Origin of the sequence: Bacillus sp. ISO11, assembly GCF_003458115.1 — a bacterium.
Taxonomy (GTDB): Bacteria; Bacillota; Bacilli; order Bacillales; family Bacillaceae_G; genus Bacillus_A; species Bacillus_A cereus.
Genome location: NZ_QXCO01000024.1, coordinates 71,598 through 89,142, shown reverse-complemented (window position 1 = coordinate 89,142; position 17,545 = coordinate 71,598). Strand labels below are relative to the sequence as shown.

Sequence of the window (17,545 nt, the reverse complement as noted above, 5' to 3'; positions counted from 1 at the left end):
TTCGCTCGACTTGCATGTATTAGGCACGCCGCCAGCGTTCATCCTGAGCCAGGATCAAACTCTCCAATAAAGTTAGTTTGTCTAGCATCTAAAATAAAAATTGACGTTTCACGTTGTTTGTTTCGTTCAGTTTTCAAAGAACTAAAAGCGGGTGAAGAGAATCGAACTCTCGACCAGAGCTTGGAAGGCTCTTGTTTTACCACTAAACTACACCCGCGTGGTCGGGAAGACAGGATTTGAACCTGCGACCCCCTGGTCCCAAACCAGGTGCTCTACCAAGCTGAGCCACTTCCCGTAATTGGCGCGCCCGAGAGGAGTCGAACCCCTAACCTCTTGATCCGTAGTCAAACGCTCTATCCAATTGAGCTACGGGCGCTTATTCATGATGTTTTTTCGTCGTTGTAATTTGGCGACTCAATTATCTTATCATACTACATTTTCAAATGCAAGTACTTTTTTAAGATTTTTTTGATGCGGCCGAGAGGACTTGAACCTCCACGGGGTTTCCCCCACTAGGCCCTCAACCTAGCGCGTCTGCCGTTCCGCCACGACCGCGCGGAAAAAACAAAAGTGAGCCATGAAGGACTCGAACCTTCGACCCTCTGATTAAAAGTCAGATGCTCTACCAACTGAGCTAATGGCTCGTAAATGGCTGGGCTAGCTGGATTCGAACCAGCGCATGACGGAGTCAAAGTCCGTTGCCTTACCGCTTGGCTATAGCCCATCGAAATAATTATCTTCTTTTCAAAGACAAATGTTATTGTACCATAATGTCCAATAAAAAACAACTGCTATATAGCAGAAGTTAAAATGGCGGTCCCGACCGGGGTCGAACCGGCGATCTCCTGCGTGACAGGCAGGCATGTTAACCACTACACCACGGGACCATTTGGTTGCGGGGACAGGATTTGAACCTGCGACCTTCGGGTTATGAGCCCGACGAGCTACCGTGCTGCTCCACCCCGCGACAATACTATTCATATAAAATTATATGGTGGAGGATGACGGGATCGAACCGCCGACCCCCTGCTTGTAAGGCAGGTGCTCTCCCAGCTGAGCTAATCCTCCAAAAGTGGTGACCCGTACGGGATTCGAACCCGTGTTACCGCCGTGAAAGGGCGGTGTCTTAACCACTTGACCAACGGGCCAATATGTATGGCAGAGAAGAAGGGATTCGAACCCTCGCACCGCGTTAGCGATCTACTCCCTTAGCAGGGGAGCCCCTTGAGCCACTTGGGTACTTCTCTGTATGGCTCCGCAGGTAGGACTCGAACCTACGACCGATCGGTTAACAGCCGATAGCTCTACCACTGAGCTACTGCGGAATAATGAAGACAATTTGTATCTTATAAAAATTCTCTCTGTAAGTCAAGAAGTTTTTAACAACATCTTGTTCAAACGTGACATGTTTATAATATACTGGATTGCGTTTTTACTGTCAAGATGTTTTCGATATCGGTTTGAGTTTCCCTTTACACTTTCCACAGACATATCTTTTTGTATTTATTTGACGCCTTCTTACATATTGAAGTGAACACTCCATACATTCATACTTATAAATCTTTTTTTCCTTCTCTTCATTAATCATTTGTTTACAAAAACGTGGTGCATCAACTTTCTTTAACAACTCACGGAAATCCCTGTCCCTGTGCTTATACCCTCTTCCTGCAATATGTAAGTGATAATGACAAAGCTCATGTTTAATAATCCCGACTAACTCTTCTTCACCATACACTTCGTAATATCGATAATTCAGTTCGATATTATGACTCTTCAATAAATAACGCCCACCAGTTGTACGTAATCTATTATTAAACACTGCTTTATGTAAGAACGGCCTCTCAAAGTATTGTAGTGACACTTCTTCCACTAGTCGCTGAATTTCTTGCTCATCCACTCTCATTCCTCCTAAACAAAAAAATATTTTTACACTTTTCTCCCTTCTTATACATATATTAAATAGTACATATACCCATCCTCATGTAAGAAACGTGGTTTCTAAAAACAAAACATGAATAGAAATCCACTCACCAACCTCTCATCAATAGCATTTTAGATTTTTGAGAGCAGGATTAAACAAGGAGGGATTCCTATGCCTACGTGGCTAAAAAAACAAATGCAACGTGCATATTTCGAAAAAAACCGGTATCAAATTAAATTATTAAATGAATGCTGGTTTTATTATAGCAAAATACATCAAAGCTCATAATCCATTACACTTTTTATTCCATAAAAAAAGAGCAGTTTCGTCTGCTCTCTTCTCTTACTATTCAATCGGCAACATAGATAGTGCAACGCGTCCTTTTTTTGTATCAATATCATCTACCCATACTTTTACAATTTGCCCTACTGATACAACATCTAACGGATGCTTTACAAACTGTTTGCTAAGTTTAGAAATATGTACTAAACCATCTTGCTTTACGCCAACATCAACAAAAGCACCAAAATCAACAACGTTACGAACTGTTCCTTCTAGTTCCATACCACGTTTTAAATCTTCTAATTTCAAAATCCCTTTTTTCAGAAGTGGTTTAGGCAACTCATCCCTCATATCTCTTTCTGGACTAATAAGCGCATCTATAATATCAACTAACGTCGGCTCCCCAACTCCTGTTTCTTGAGATAACTTAGAAATCTCTACTTCTTCCAATCTCTTTTGTAATTGCGGTTGTCCTACGTCATCTATCGATAACCCTAGACTCTTCAATAACAATTCAACATTTTTATATTGCTCTGGATGAATACCTGTTCGATCTAATGGATTCGCTCCTTCTAGTATACGTAAGAAACCTATACATTGTTCATACGTCTTTGCACCTAAACGCGGGATTTTCTTTAATTCCGTGCGCTTCGTGAATTTCCCATCTTCTTCTCTCTTTGCCACAATATTTTTCGCAACAGTTTTCGATAAACCTGAAACATATTGTAACAATGCAACCGAAGCCGTATTTACATTAACCCCAACTTGGTTAACAGCTGTTTCTACTACAAATGTTAATGACTCATTCAGTCTCTTTTGAGATACATCATGTTGGTATTGTCCAACCCCAACTGATTTAGGATCAATTTTCACAAGTTCAGCAAGTGGATCTTGCAGACGTCTTCCAATAGAAACGGCACTTCTCTCTTCAACTTGTAAATTTGGGAATTCCTCACGAGCTAAATCAGAGGCTGAATATACACTAGCACCCGCTTCATTTACAATAATATAAAAGACATCTCGGTTCACACTTTGTAATACATCTACTATAAACTCTTCTGTTTCTCTAGATGCTGTCCCATTACCAATTGCAATCATTTCAACTTGATATTTATCTATAATAGAAAGAACTTTCGTTTTTGCATCATCATATTTACGAACAGGTGGATGCGGATAAATAACATCGATATGTAGTACTTTCCCCGTATCATCTACTACAGACAATTTACAACCAGTTCTATATGCCGGATCTACCGCTAGCACGACTTTCCCTTTCATCGGAGGTTGTAATAATAAGTTACGTAAGTTCTCAGAGAAAATATGTATCGCTTGTTCTTCAGCTGTTTCTGTTAATTCTTTACGAATTTCTCTTTCGATTGAAGATTGAATTAATCGTTTATAACCATCTTCAATCGCTAATTGTACATAATGTGCACTTTTCGAATCGTTATCACGAATTACTTTCTTATTTAAGAAAGTTACTATCTCATCTACTGGCGGAACAACAGCAACTCTCAATATATCTTCTTTCTCGCCACGATTCATTGCTAATACACGATGTGGTACTACTTTTTGCAATGGTTCTTCATAACTGTAATACATTTCATATATATTCTTTTCATCTTTTTCTTCATCTTTCACGGACGAAGACATAACACCTTTTCTAAAAGTAACATTTCGAATCCAACTACGATACGCAGCTTCATCTGAAACCATTTCTGCAATAATGTCTTGTGCACCTTGTAAAGCTTCTTCTGCAGATTGCACTTCTTTCTCTACATTAATAAATTCCACTGCCTTTTTAGCCGGATCTTCTTTCTTATATAACAATAACCATTCAGCTAATGGTTCTAATCCTTTTTCTTTAGCGATTGTCGCTTTCGTTCTTCTTTTCTCTTTATATGGACGATATAGATCTTCTACTTCTTGCAACTTTGTAGCTTTAACAATTTGCTGTCGCAGCTCTTCTGTCAGTTTCCCCTTCTCATCAATAAGACGAAGAACTTCTTCCTTCCTATCTTCAAGTTGCATCATATATTGCCATCTCTCTAAAATCGTACGAATTTGCACCTCATCTAAAGAGCCTGTCCATTCTTTTCGGTAACGAGCAATAAATGGAACTGTGTTACCTTCTTCTGTTAATTGAATAACATGACGAACTTGCTTTTCGGTAAAGCCTAATTCTTTCACTAACATTTTCATTAACGCTTGTCGATTATCTACCATTTCCATATACAACCGTAACCTCCTCTATAATAAAAAAAGTTGCCCTTCAAAGAGAGCAACTTAAACTGCCGATTTAAAAATCTATTAGTCCTAAACTAATTTGTAACGCTTCATCTACACGACTCATCATCACTTCATCCAAATGAGTGATTTTGTCCGTTAAGCGTTGCTTATCGATTGTTCGAATCTGCTCAAGTAAAATAACAGAATCTCTCTCAAAACCATACTTTTTCGCATCAATTTCCACATGAGTGGGTAATTTCGCTTTTTGAATCTGTGCAGTAATAGCCGCTACAATCACCGTTGGACTAAAACGATTTCCGATGTCATTTTGAATGACAAGAACCGGACGAACGCCTCCTTGCTCAGAACCAACAACTGGGGAAAGGTCTGCAAAATACACGTCGCCGCGTTTTACAATCAAAATATTACCCCCCGCTAACTAAGCGTTCTACTGTATGAGCTGCTTCATACTCTGCTAAGAAAGCTTCAGATGCAATACCAAGATTAATTTTTCCCATTTCAATGTACCCACGTCGCATTGATTCATGTTGGTAGCGTTTCTTCGTCTTATGTTGACGCAATAACAATTGTGTTGCCTGGCAAATTAGTTCATGGCGATTCTTATTCTCTTGTTTTCCAATTCCGTCCAATTCCGTTACCATTTGCTTTGGCAACCGAACCACGATTTCAGTAGTTACACTTGATTCGGACACAAAAATACACCTCCACCGTCAACTACACACCCAAATATATATATGACACCTATTGTAATAATACCATTGTATGGAGCCTGTTGCAAAGACTTCCTTATTCCTTGCTTATGTTTTCCAATTCACAAACAAAACATTCATCTTCTTAAATTTTTTATCTCATAACTAACTAAAAACAATAGAACTCCTCTTCAAAACTTACGTGCAACTTATATAAAAAATGATTATAAGTAAAAAGCTTCTCATCAAAAAGAGCTTATTATCCAGCAATGAACAGTCACTCCAATGACAAGAAGCAATCATACTACCTTCTATATATTGTTCAAGTAATTAATTATCTCTACAACCTTACCATTCCGTATAAATATTCTTGGCACACGGAAACTGATCGTTGCAATAATTTCATAATTAATAGTCCCTGAGTATTCCGCAACCTCTGTAGCGCTAATATACTCATCTCCTTGCCTTCCAATAAGCGTAACTTTCGTACCAAGTGGCACTTCACAAGGAAGATGAATCATGAACTGATCCATTGTTACTCGCCCTACAATCGGTACCCTTTTACCATTTATAAGCACTTCAAATCCTTGTAACCTTCTAAGCCACCCATCTGCATAGCCAATCGCTACAGTCGCAATCCATTCTTCAGTTTTCGTTCGATAGGTGACGTTATAACTAATTCCATCACCTTTAATTACCTGTTTAATATGAGCAACTTTCGTATGAAGTGATAGCGCCGGTTCTAATTCAAATGGTAAAAAAGGACGTATTTCTACAGAAGGAGATAATCCATACATTGCAATCCCAATTCGCACTGCATTAAATGTAATCCCTTGAAAACGTAACGTCGCAGCACTATTAGCTGTATGAACAAACTTAGGATCCACTCCGAATTCTTTCAACCAACTTAACTGCTCCAAGAACGTGTTATATTGCTTATCAAAATACGAAGTCTCAACCTCATCTGCCGTTGCAAAATGCGTGTATACTCCTTCTAACTCTAAAAACGGTGCACCCTCTAAACTCTTTAAAAATTCTTTTAGCTCTTTTCTTTCACGTATTCCAATTCTCCCCATACCACTATCAAAGTTAATATGGAATTTCATTACAGATGAACCATCCCAAAGTTTAATTGCTTCTTCCACCCATTCTTTTTGAAAAACAGTTAGCGCTACATCATTTTCAGCAGCTACATTTACATCACGCGGCGGCGAGGGACCTAACACTAAAATCGGTTCAGTAATACCAGCCCTCCGAAGCACTAAAGCTTCATCTAAAAAAGCAACAGCTAACCTTGTTGCACCTGCTTCTAATGCCGTTTTAGCCACCGGTACATAATCGTGCCCATATGCGTTTGCTTTAACTACAGCAAAAATCTCTACATTACTTGGGATGAACTCTTTAATATGTGTAACGTTGTTATAAATGGCATCTAAATCCACTTCCACCCAAGTGTCACGGTAAAATGGTGCTTCTTCCATAAATACACTTCCTTATACACGATATGCGAAGCTTATTCTTTTATATGCTTCTTTTATGAAATCCACCTTCAAACTAAGAAAAGACGTGGTGCACATATATCACCACGTCTAAGAAGTTTACTTCACCTGCTTCGCTGTAACTGAACGAGCAACCATTAACAGCTCCTTCGGCTCTAAACCTTTAGACACGAGCATATATTCTACTCCGTTATGCGACCACGTTACAGAGTCTTTCGTCAATGCACCAATCGTAAACCCAAGATCAACTGGTTCTCCACTTACACTTACCGCTGATGATGCCTCTGCAACTTTTGCCTTTTCTTGTATTAAAGTAAAGGATTTCTTATTTCCAGTGTATGTGAGTATCGCACGCTTGCCACTGTCTGTCTTCAACTCTTTTTCATCTTTCAGAGTCATACCTTGTGGTGTATCAAGTGGATACAAAATAGCAAACGGTTTGTCTTCTTTCGCTGTTGTTTGAACATCTACCTGTGCTCTAGACATATTTTGTTTCGTATCAAATGCACCTTTATCAAATTTCGCATCGAATTTCACTTTAGAGAAATCTACTTTCACAAGAACATTTTGATCATTATCCATTAACTTCACTGAAACTGGAGTCAAGTCGCTCTTATTCAATGTAATCTCTTGTCTCGGCAACATATTTTGATGTTGATAGTTTGTTTTTGTTTTAAAAATATAATACTTATCTGTTTTCTCAAAAGTAAGGTTTTTCTTGTCCTGCAAAATATCTCTTACAAGTGATTCATATAAATAAGCCTGGCTACTATTTTGCGGCCAATCACTTTGAAAACGGAAGCTCTTATTAAGTGCTGGCGTTAATACAAATACACCTTCTTCATTTCTCAAAATAATTTGGCTCTGATCTTTTTTTGCATTTTTTAAATTCACACGATAAAAAGACGGTTCCTTATGCCAAATCTCTACGTTATATTCTTGAGGCTCATTGCCTGTTTTAATAGATAATTTTGCCTCAGCTTGATAACTTTTCATCCCTTTTACTTTTGATTCTAAATCTCTCACGACATCATCTTGCTTCTTTTCCATACAACCCGCCAACACAAAAACGGTCAACAAACCGACAAGAACTAAAAACAGACGCCTTTTCATCAATTCAGCCCCTTTGCCCCTATAAATGAATGGAAGATGTACCTTCCTTATCGCTACCTCAAATATATGAGACAAAGATATAAAATATGCAGACTAGCGTGACGAGCTTTCTAAAACAACTTGAGCAACAGCAAATTCCTTACTATGACTAATTGATAAATGAACAATATACTCTGTACTTGTAATCAGAATTGGCTTACCTCTTTCATCATTTTTCACTTCAATATCTAAAAAACTCACTTCTTTTCCGATACCAGTACCTACAGCTTTTGAATACGCCTCTTTCGCTGCAAACCTTCCAGCTACAAACTCTGTAAGACGACTTCCTTTCAGCTCCATAGCAACATTACGTTCATTTTCCGTTAAAATACGTTCCATAAATTTAAGCTTTCCATCTAGCATTTTTTCAATACGATTTAATTCAATAATATCGATACCAATCCCTATAATCATTTCGAAATCCCCTTCTTCTATTTAACTTTCTTCTTTCATATTGATAAGAATAACAGAGAATCTTTCTGATGCAAAAGGGGTGAAAGTAACCGTATGCTAATAAGATCCACTCATATTTCTTTACAACCGACTATTCTTACCTTACTTCTTATTCATTTAGTCATGATGATATTAGGCGACTTTTTTCTCTTACCACTGGCAGCCTCTAATGAATATATCGCTAAAGGAGAATGGTGGCGTGTCATAACTTCTCTTCTCGTACACGTAGACTTACAACATTTTCTTTCTAATAGTATTTTTTTGTTCGCTCTTGGTTCTTCTATCGAAAAGCAACTCGGACACTTTTCTTTTTTTATTCTATTTTTTCTCTCTGGAATTTCTGGAAATATTTCTTCTTATATTATTATGCCGCTTGAATATATTCACGCAGGTGCATCAGGTGGTATTTTCGGACTATTAGGTGCACAGTTATTTTTATTGTACAATCGATACCGCTCTTCAAAACCAAAAGAAATTGCCATTTTCTCAATTATGATTCTTCTATTACTACTATTTACTTTCTTTAACCCTTCTGCCAATCCGATCAGTCATTTAACAGGTTTAATAACCGGTGGCATTTTAACCCCTTTTTTAACCAAAAAAAACGATGGTGCAAAGCTTATTTAATATAAAAGCTTGCACCATCGATAATTTCTACATCTACTTGTTCACTTAAATCTCTCATTAATTGAAATAAAGACTCATCCTTCATCTTCGCCTCAATCATACAATCAATTTGCGGAACACTTCCCTTTATCCTTCTTAAAAAAGATAAAAATGCCTCTACATTAATATAATCTGCATGAGCTCTTGGATCTTTTCCCTCTCTAGGGCTAGAGATATGCATTTTAACCGGCAACAAAGACGTTTCCCACGTATGAACGACACGTGCCCAATCTTCATACCAATCTTCTTGCTCATTATTCATCATATGGTGATGCAAGTCAAATACGACGGGAATATCTAATTTTTCTCCTAAATATAATGTTTCCTCTAACGTAAAGGTTGTATCATCATTTTCTAATATAATCATTTCTTGAATACCCCTTGGGACATTAGACCAATTCTCTATAAAGCGCTCTAATGCAAGTTCTTTATCTTTATATCCTCCTCCGACATGCAGTACACATCGTTGCTTATGTTCAATCCCCATGCCTTTTAATAATTTTTTGTGCATCTGCAATGTTTTTACAGATTGTTTAAAAACACTCTCCTCAGGTGAATTTAGTACAACAAAATGATCTGGATGGAAATCAATTCTCATATTCATATGAACTGCATATTCACCTAGTTTTTTTAAATTTTCTTTTAAAGGACGAATATAGTTCCACTCTAGCAATTCCTCATGATTCGCTAAAGGAATGAGCTTTGAACTGAGCCGAAAGAAAGATATGTCATGCCCTTTATTATGCTTTAATAAACGTAAACAATTTTCTAAATTGGAATTAGCAATTCTTTCAAGTTTACGAATTGCAGCAGCACGATCATCTAATTTCTGAAACTGTGCATACGTCATCGTTTGAGATGGAGATGCATTCTTCAAATGTACACTCATCGCAACGTAACCAAGCCTTACAAGCATATAACAGCCCCTTTTCTATCATAACTATTATGTAGTATGCACAATTATAGAAATAAAAAAAGAGAATGCCCGCAAAGGGCATTCTCTTTTTTTTATTAAGCTTGTGGACGGCTATGATGTTTTCTTTCGCCGCGTCCATTTGAAGAACCAGGGCGACCTTGGCCTTCACCTCTACGACCACGACTACCACCATCACGATTGCGATCACGGTTTCCGTCACGATTACGTCCATCACGGTTACGGTCACGATTACGTCCATCGCCACCGCCGCGTGCATCACGACTACGATTACGGTTACCATCACGGTATCCGCCTCCGTTACCGCCGCGTTTTTTAGAACCGCCGCCTCTTGAAACAACAGGTGGTTCTGATGTTAAAGCGATCGGAGTTGTATCCGGCTCTTTAGTCATCATTTTTAAAGCAGCAGCTACTACTGTTACAGAGTCATTTTCTTCTAACATTTCTTCTGCAATACGCTTGTAGTATGCTAAGTTTTCATTTTCAATTGTGCTTTGAAGCTTTTCAGCGATTAAACGTTGTTGACCTTCTAATGCCTCGTCAAGTGTCGGTGCATCCATACGGTCCATTTTACGTTTTGTTGTACGCTCGATATTTTTTAATTGTCCCGATTCACGTGGTGTTACAAATAGCATTGCAATACCTTTTTTACCTGCACGACCAGTACGACCGATACGGTGAACGTATGATTCTGGATCTTGTGGAATATCGAAGTTATATACGTGCGTTACGCCTGAAATATCAAGACCACGTGCAGCAACGTCTGTTGCAACAAGAACTTCAATAGAACCTTCTTTAAATTTACGTAATACAGACATACGTTTCGCCTGAGTTAAATCACCGTGAATACCTTCTGCAGCATAACCACGTAAGTTTAATGCTTCTGATAATTCATCAACACGACGCTTTGTACGACCGAATACGATTGCAAGCTCTGGAGATTGAATATCTAATAAGCGTGTTAACACGTCAAACTTTTTCTTTTCTTGCACTTCTAAATAGAACTGCTGAATGTTTGGCATTGTTACTTCTTTTGCTTTTACTTTAATGTGTTGAGGCTCAGTCATGAAACGCTCAGCAATACGGCGGATTGGATCCGGCATTGTCGCTGAGAATAGTAATGTTTGATGTGTTTCTGGCACATCTGTTAAAATTGCTTCAATGTCTTCAATGAAGCCCATGTTTAACATTTCATCCGCTTCGTCAAGAACAACTGTCTCTACGTTTTGCAGACGAAGTGTTTTACGGTTAATATGATCTAAAATACGACCCGGCGTACCAACAATAATGTGTGGGTGTTTTTTTAGAGCACGAATTTGGCGGTTAATATCTTGACCACCATAAATTGGTAAAATGCGAACACGTTTATGCTTACCAATTTTGTATAATTCTTCTCCAACTTGAATTGCTAATTCACGCGTTGGCGCGATAACAATACCTTGAACCGATTCTTTATGTGTATCCACTTTATCTAATAGTGGTAATCCGAATGCTGCTGTTTTCCCTGTACCTGTTTGCGCTTGCCCAATAATATCTTTACCTTGCAATGCATGTGGAATTGTTTCAGCTTGAATTGGTGTAGCCTCTTCAAAGCCCATACTTTCAACAGATTGCAGTAAAGAATCACTTAATCCTAATTCTCGAAATGTTGTCAATGTTACTTCTCCTTTTCTATCCTATACTTATCATTTAAAAAAAGGCGTTTTCCGAATTTGCGGAAAAGCCCTTTTCCTGAATGCTCACGTATATAAACGGGCGTATATTCTTCACGAAAATACTTCTAAACGTTATTACACTTTATCAATTATAAGTTTTGTATGTGTAAAAAGCAAACCCAACTGTTACCTTATTTTCATATTCAGAGTTTTTTTCTTCACTTTTATTTTTTTATATTTACTGTAAGCGCTTATTATAAGTTTCTTCTATTTTCGTAACTATCATCCCTATTTATATACACCAATTATTTCAACATCGTAATTACTTCTTCTAATTTCATACCGCGAGATGCTTTTATTAATACAACATCTTTCACATCGACTACTGCTTGTAAATCTTTTACTAACTCTTCTTTATTATCATACGCCTTTACACGTTCATTAGGGAAATTAATTTTCGCTCCTTCAGCAATTTGAGCCCCTAATCTACCGTATGTGAATACATGCGAGATTTTTGCTGGATCGATTAATTTTCCTACCTCATAATGGAACTGTACTTCTTGATCTCCAAGTTCTAACATATCACCGAGCACAACGATTTTTTTAGCAAAACCATCTAAACCATTCATTAAATGGAATGCTGCTTCCATAGCCGTCGGACTTGCATTATAAGCATCGTTGATAATTGTTAAACCACTATTTGTTTTCACAATTTCCATACGCATGCCCGTCATTTGAAGTGTTACTAAACCTTCTTTCATCTCTTCCCACGTTACACCAAAATGTTTCGCAATTGCCATTGAAGCAAGTGTATTATACACATTATGTTTTCCTAACACCGGTAAGTAGAATGAAATATTTTCATCTCTATTCATTTTGAAATGTGTCCCAGTTGCTTGTAATGTTACAGTCGTTGGATAATAATCGTTTGCTCTTGCATCACCAAACGTAACCGTTTCTGTTGCTAAATTCATTTCAGGAACACGATTCGTTAATAAAGGCTCATCTCCGTTATATACGAACACGCCACCTTCTTGTAACCCTGTAACAATTTCTAATTTCGCTTCAGCAATTGCCTCACGAGATCCTAAATCCATTAAATGTGCCTCACCAATATTCGTAATGATAGCTGCATTAGGACGAGCTAACTTAGATAAGAATTCAATTTCGCCTCGGCTTGACATACCCATCTCTAATACTGCTACTTCTGTAGTTTCTTCTAAGTTTAAAATGGTAAGAGGTAATCCGATATGGTTATTGAAGTTCCCTTCTGTTTTTTGCACTTTGAATTTAGTCGCAAGAAGACTTGTTACAATATCTTTCGTAGATGTTTTACCGTTACTACCCGTTACACCTACAACTTTAACATCCAATTGATCACGATAGTTTTTCGCTAACATTTGCAATGCGGATAGCGTGTCTTCCACAAAAATAACCGGAAGATTCTCAGGTGGATTCGCTACATCTTTCATCCATAATGTAGCCACAGCTCCATTTTCAACAGCTTTATCTACAAAAGCATGTCCATCAAAGCGCTCCCCTTGAATCGGAACATACAAGTTTCCTTTTTCAATTTTTCTTGTATCAATAGACACGCCTTGAATAGTAATTCCCTCATATTGCTCTGCTAATCCAGTACCATTTACCATCTGTTCCACTTGCTTTAACATTCGCTTTATCATATAGAAACGCTCCTTACATAGAGGAAGCACTATTCCTACGAATAGTGCTTCCTCCTTTTTTGTTAGATTGTATATTTAATTTTTTGTTTTTCTTCGTGACGTTCAATCGCTAAACGAATTAGCTCTTCGATTAATTCTGGATACGGTAACCCAGTATGTTGCCATAATAGAGGGAACATACTGAACGGTGTAAATCCTGGCATTGTGTTTACTTCGTTAATATACACTTCTCCATCTTTCGTTAAGAAGAAATCAGCTCGCGTTAAACCTGCACCGTCTAATGATTGGAATGCAATAATTGCATCACGCTTAATTACATTAGATTCTTCTTCTGTCATTTCAGCTGGAATAATTAGCGCCGTATCACCATCGATATATTTCGACTTATAATCATAGAAGTCCTTTTTCGGAACGATTTCACCTACAACTGAACATTTCGGCTCATCATTACCTAGTACCCCAACTTCTACTTCACGACCTACAATATTTTCTTCTACAATAATTTTGCGATCAAATTGGAATGCCTCTACAAATGCATCCTCAAGTTCTTCACGATTTTTACACTTATTAATACCAACACTTGAACCAAGGTTCGCTGGTTTTACGAAGCAAGGATATCCTAACTTATCTTCTACTTTAGAATAAGCTTCCTCACGATTTTTTTCCCATGCACTACGAATGAAGGATGCATATTTTGCTTGTTTTAAACCAGCCTCTGCAAAGATGTTTTTCATAACAACTTTATCCATACCAGCAGATGATGCTAGAACACCATTTCCTACATAAGGGATATTCATTAATTCTAATAGTCCTTGAACCGTTCCATCTTCACCGTTTGGTCCATGTAGTAATGGGAAAATAACGTCAATAGCATTCTCCTCAGAAGCTGCAGATGGGATAATTTCTGTACTTAATGATAACGGAGAAATCGCATTTTCTGCACCGCTCATTTTTAAAGCTTCAACATCTGTTACTTCGCCTTCAATACGCTCACCGCGTACCCATTGACCTTGTTCTGTAATATAAATTGGATGAATCTCGAATTTATCTTGATTTAACGCTTTAATAGCAGCAAGAGCCGTCTGTAGCGAAACTTGATGCTCAGCTGATTTTCCACCATATAATAAACCTAATTTAATTTTCGTCAATGAAATCACCCTAACCAATTGTTTTCATTTTTCTATTTTAGCACTTTTTATAAAAATAGGTAGTTCCTATTTGAAATAAAATGTAACTTCCATAAATAATTAAATAACATCACTTATTGGTTTTTCATTTCATTTTCTATATAGCTACACAAAATAAAATGGCAATCTAATCTAGTTATGTACCTAAAATATGTAGAAATCCCCTTTTTTGTGTATATCACCTATTCACTAAGAAGATTGTTTGGTTAGTGTGTCTTTTTGCCTTTGCTCCACAAGGCGATCTAAAGAAACATATACAATTCCTGCAACTACACATCCTACAGCTAAAATTGTAAATAGAAAGTGACCAAGTAATCGATCTAATAAAAAACCTCCCAAAAGTGGACCAAATGCGCTTCCTGTAATCCACTGCAAACTTGCAGCTCCCATATAAGTCCCTCTCAAATGCTCAGGGGCCAAATTTGCTACAAATGTCATCTGTACAGGCGACATAATCATCTCACCTAACGTATATATAGCATAAACGAACAGTAGTGTTATTAAAATAATTGTAGCATTTGTATTAAATTCTCCAAACCACTTCGGTAACCACCCTATAAAAAATAATCCAATCCCGAATAAACATGCACCATATAACATCGTCTTCCCGACTGGTTTGTCCGTAGCCCATTTTGAAATTTGAAACTGGAATAAAACAACTAATAGTCCGTTTAACGCCATTAAATATGGATATGGATTATTCGTTCCAAAAATACGCTTCATTTCATTATCAAAATGTAGTGGCAGCATGCCTTCCGTTTGAGAAAACCCCATCGAAATGATAATACCTGCTAATAAGTAAATCATTAATGCCTTATCTCGCATTAAAATTTTCCAAACTGCCCCAGATTCCTTTTCTTTATGTTCTTCCTTATCTATCCTCTTTGGCATCGTCTCTTGAATAAGAAGTAATACAAGTAACGCATAAAATAGCATTGTAGAAGAGGCAATAATAAATACAAGGTTCTTTGACAACACAACTACTGATGCTCCCATTATCGGACCAATCGCAGCACCTATATTGTGTCCCATTCGTAATAAACCATATGCCTCTGTTCTTTTTTCTGGTGCCGTTACATCCGCGACCATAGCTGATGCAGCTGGATGAAATAAAGAATTACTCAACCCTAAAAAAATAGATAAAATTGCATACGGAATAAATCCTTCTATAAATAGAAAACCGAGCATTAATAATGCATTACTTGCCATAGAAAATATCATAATAGGCTTTCTTCCATATATGTCAGCAATTCTCCCTCCTATAAGTGATCCAAAGCTTGCAGCAATTGGAGAAAGCGCCATAATAACCCCAACTTCCAACAACGAATCTACCTTATCTTTTAAATATAATGCAAAAAAAGGCATTAACATCATCATTGCAATTCCATTTAACGTCTCTCCAATAAATCGAATCCATACGTTACGGTCCATCTCCCTTAACTCACGCCACGTATTTTTCATCATTCCACCCCTTTAGTTAGCCAACAATTATCTTATAACAAGTTCAGAAAAATGTAAATTTTCAAATAAAAAAATCCATTCCAACAGAATTAGAATGGATTTTTTCGCTTATAAATTTGCAACATCTTCTTCTTTTTTACTATTATTTAAAGCGCTATGTTTTCGGCTATATAAGAAGTAAACCGCTATACCAATAACCATCCATATCCCAAAACTAATCCACGCTGTCCCTGATAATTGAAGCATTAAGTATAAACAGAAAATCACTGTTAATGCTGGTAAAAATGGTACAAGCGGAGCCTTAAATGCCCTTGGTAAGTCTGGATGAGTTCTTCTCATTACGATTACCGCAACAGCTACAAGTGCAAATGCTGACAATGTCCCCATATTTACAAGATGTGCTAAAACATTTAAATCTATTAATCCTGAAATCAGTGCCGCAATAATCCCCGTTGTCCATGTATTTAAAAATGGCGTTTTAAATTTCGGATGAACTTTAGCAAGACGCTTCGGCAGTAAACCATCTCGGCTCATCGCATAAGAAACACGAACTTGCCCATACATCATAACTAGCATTACTGTTGTAATTCCTGTAATTGCTCCTACTGAAATTACCCCCGCTAAACCATCTTGTCCAATAAATTGAAGTGCAAAAGCAACTGGATCTGATATATTTAGCTGGCCGTATGGAACAATTCCTGTCAAAATAAGCGAAACAACGATATAAAGAACTGTACAAATTAATAACGATGCAATAATACCAATTGGTAAATCACGTTGCGGACGTTTCACTTCTTCTGCCGCTGTTGAAACTGCATCAAATCCTATAAATGCGAAGAATACTGTAGCCGCTCCAGCCATTACACCATCTAAACCAAATGGCATAAAGGGCGTCCAGTTTTCAGGTTTCACATAATTAAAACCAGCAAAGATAAAAATAAGAACAACTGCTATTTTAATAAATACCATAATGTTATTTACTCGTGCACTTTCACGAACACCCCTAGATAAAAGAACTGTCATCACTAAAATAATTAGAACTGCAGGTAGATCAATTATTCCACCCTTTCCTGTACCAGGAGCCGAGGAGAGAATAGTCGGAATGTGAATTCCAAACCCCTTTAATAAAGATTGAAAATATGCAGACCAACCGTTTGCTACAGCAGATGTAGCAAGTAAATATTCAAGCATTAAGTCCCAGCCAATTAAAAATGCGAACACTTCCCCCATCGTCGCGTATGTATACGTATACACACTGCCCGAGACAGGAACTGAAGAAGCAAATTCAGCATAACAAAATGCAGCAAAGGCACAAGCTAACGCGGCAATCGCAAATGATAATATAATAGCTGGCCCAGAATGTTTCGCTGCCACAACACCCGTTAGAACAAAAATACCAGTTCCAACAATTGCTCCGATTCCAAGCATAGTTAAATCTAGCGCACCCAATGTTCTTGCTAACGTTTTTTGCTTACTTTCATGCATTAACTTTGCAATTGGCTTCTTTTGAAAAATTTGCTTCATCTTTCACTCCTCCAAGTTTTAAATTTTCTGAAAATTTTTAATTCGCTTTTTTATTTTACTCATTACGCTTTTCCTAGTCAATACTTTTGTCGAAACAAGTAGAAATTCTTCTGAATATGCACGATCCTTATTATTCTTTCTATATATCTTTCCATTATTTTTTTGGTATTATTATACATGTCGATTCCGT

General features: G+C 37.4%; 15 protein-coding genes, 12 tRNA genes and 1 rRNA gene. 2 read left to right on the top strand and 26 right to left on the bottom strand.

What is annotated here, in order from left to right; all coding sequences use genetic code 11:
- From D1166_RS22390 to D1166_RS22325, 14 genes are all read right to left on the bottom strand, one after another.
- Positions 1-70 (bottom strand): 16S ribosomal RNA (locus tag D1166_RS22390); the annotation flags it as partial.
- A gap of 76 nt (positions 71-146) precedes the next feature.
- Positions 147-217: transfer RNA gene (locus D1166_RS22385), tRNA-Gly, on the bottom strand.
- Position 218: 1 nt separating this feature from the next.
- Positions 219-295, bottom strand: a tRNA-Pro gene (locus D1166_RS22380).
- Positions 296-299: 4 nt separating this feature from the next.
- Positions 300-376 (bottom strand) — tRNA-Arg (locus D1166_RS22375).
- Positions 377-472: 96 nt separating this feature from the next.
- Positions 473-555 (bottom strand) — tRNA-Leu (locus D1166_RS22370).
- Positions 556-571: 16 nt separating this feature from the next.
- Positions 572-644: transfer RNA gene (locus D1166_RS22365), tRNA-Lys, on the bottom strand.
- Between the two features lie 5 nt (positions 645-649).
- Positions 650-724: transfer RNA gene (locus D1166_RS22360), tRNA-Gln, on the bottom strand.
- 87 nt (positions 725-811) lie between these two features.
- A tRNA-Asp gene (locus D1166_RS22355) sits at positions 812-887 on the bottom strand.
- 3 nt (positions 888-890) lie between these two features.
- Positions 891-967 (bottom strand) — tRNA-Met (locus D1166_RS22350).
- A gap of 25 nt (positions 968-992) precedes the next feature.
- Positions 993-1,068 (bottom strand) — tRNA-Val (locus D1166_RS22345).
- A gap of 5 nt (positions 1,069-1,073) precedes the next feature.
- Positions 1,074-1,148: transfer RNA gene (locus D1166_RS22340), tRNA-Glu, on the bottom strand.
- A gap of 8 nt (positions 1,149-1,156) precedes the next feature.
- Positions 1,157-1,247: transfer RNA gene (locus tag D1166_RS22335), tRNA-Ser, on the bottom strand.
- 3 nt (positions 1,248-1,250) lie between these two features.
- Positions 1,251-1,325 (bottom strand) — tRNA-Asn (locus D1166_RS22330).
- Positions 1,326-1,438: 113 nt separating this feature from the next.
- Entirely contained in the window at positions 1,439-1,897 is a 459-nt protein-coding gene (locus D1166_RS22325) for a SprT family protein (RefSeq protein ID WP_000344240.1), read from the bottom strand.
- A 195-nt stretch (positions 1,898-2,092) separates the two neighbouring features.
- Between D1166_RS22325 and cmpA the strand changes: the two genes are divergently transcribed.
- Positions 2,093-2,209: a cortex morphogenetic protein CmpA gene (cmpA, locus tag D1166_RS22320; RefSeq protein WP_001143642.1), complete on the top strand. Its 117-nt coding sequence runs from the start codon at positions 2,093-2,095 to the stop codon at positions 2,207-2,209.
- 57 nt (positions 2,210-2,266) lie between these two features.
- On the opposite strand, the gene D1166_RS22315 is transcribed toward cmpA, so the two are convergent.
- From D1166_RS22315 to acpS, 6 genes are all read right to left on the bottom strand, one after another.
- Positions 2,267-4,435, bottom strand: a complete 2,169-nt coding sequence (locus D1166_RS22315; protein WP_000426236.1) for a Tex family protein — start codon at positions 4,433-4,435, stop codon at positions 2,267-2,269.
- Positions 4,436-4,502: 67 nt separating this feature from the next.
- Entirely contained in the window at positions 4,503-4,853 is a 351-nt protein-coding gene (gene ndoA, locus D1166_RS22310) for a type II toxin-antitoxin system endoribonuclease NdoA (RefSeq protein WP_000635965.1), read from the bottom strand.
- Between the two features lie 4 nt (positions 4,854-4,857).
- Complete coding sequence (locus D1166_RS22305; RefSeq protein WP_000004570.1) at positions 4,858-5,145, bottom strand: antitoxin EndoAI; 288 nt, start codon at positions 5,143-5,145, stop codon at positions 4,858-4,860.
- 308 nt (positions 5,146-5,453) lie between these two features.
- Positions 5,454-6,623, bottom strand: a complete 1,170-nt coding sequence (gene alr / locus D1166_RS22300; protein WP_000390617.1) for an alanine racemase — start codon at positions 6,621-6,623, stop codon at positions 5,454-5,456.
- A gap of 117 nt (positions 6,624-6,740) precedes the next feature.
- A complete protein-coding gene (locus tag D1166_RS22295) occupies positions 6,741-7,691 on the bottom strand; it encodes a LolA family protein (RefSeq protein WP_002060618.1) in 951 nt (316 codons plus the stop codon).
- A 156-nt stretch (positions 7,692-7,847) separates the two neighbouring features.
- Positions 7,848-8,207, bottom strand: a complete 360-nt coding sequence (gene acpS / locus D1166_RS22290) for a holo-ACP synthase (RefSeq protein ID WP_000583417.1) — start codon at positions 8,205-8,207, stop codon at positions 7,848-7,850.
- A gap of 93 nt (positions 8,208-8,300) precedes the next feature.
- Here acpS and D1166_RS22285 point away from each other — a divergent pair, with 93 nt between their 5' ends.
- Positions 8,301-8,873 carry a rhomboid family intramembrane serine protease gene (locus D1166_RS22285; protein ID WP_000908523.1) on the top strand — a complete coding sequence of 191 codons (573 nt, stop codon included), beginning with the start codon at positions 8,301-8,303 and terminating at the stop codon, positions 8,871-8,873.
- On the opposite strand, the gene uvsE is transcribed toward D1166_RS22285, so the two are convergent.
- The 6 genes from uvsE to bcaP form a co-directional block, all read right to left on the bottom strand.
- Positions 8,866-9,828 carry a UV DNA damage repair endonuclease UvsE gene (gene uvsE / locus D1166_RS22280; protein WP_000961161.1) on the bottom strand — a complete coding sequence of 321 codons (963 nt, stop codon included), beginning with the start codon at positions 9,826-9,828 and terminating at the stop codon, positions 8,866-8,868. The genes D1166_RS22285 and uvsE overlap by 8 nt on opposite strands.
- Before the next feature lie 95 nt (positions 9,829-9,923).
- Positions 9,924-11,501: a degradosome RNA helicase CshA gene (cshA, locus tag D1166_RS22275; RefSeq protein WP_000206584.1), complete on the bottom strand. Its 1,578-nt coding sequence runs from the start codon at positions 11,499-11,501 to the stop codon at positions 9,924-9,926.
- A 305-nt stretch (positions 11,502-11,806) separates the two neighbouring features.
- Positions 11,807-13,183 carry a UDP-N-acetylmuramoyl-tripeptide--D-alanyl-D-alanine ligase gene (gene murF / locus D1166_RS22270; protein ID WP_000595964.1) on the bottom strand — a complete coding sequence of 459 codons (1,377 nt, stop codon included), beginning with the start codon at positions 13,181-13,183 and terminating at the stop codon, positions 11,807-11,809.
- A gap of 62 nt (positions 13,184-13,245) precedes the next feature.
- A complete protein-coding gene (locus D1166_RS22265; RefSeq protein WP_000161427.1) occupies positions 13,246-14,331 on the bottom strand; it encodes a D-alanine--D-alanine ligase in 1,086 nt (361 codons plus the stop codon).
- A gap of 228 nt (positions 14,332-14,559) precedes the next feature.
- The gene (locus tag D1166_RS22260) at positions 14,560-15,831 is read right to left on the bottom strand and encodes an MDR family MFS transporter (protein ID WP_000799714.1); all 1,272 of its coding nucleotides are present in this window, start codon (positions 15,829-15,831) and stop codon (positions 14,560-14,562) included.
- A gap of 108 nt (positions 15,832-15,939) precedes the next feature.
- Complete coding sequence (gene bcaP, locus D1166_RS22255; protein WP_000809349.1) at positions 15,940-17,355, bottom strand: branched-chain amino acid transporter BcaP; 1,416 nt, start codon at positions 17,353-17,355, stop codon at positions 15,940-15,942.
- Positions 17,356-17,545: the final 190 nt, after the last annotated feature.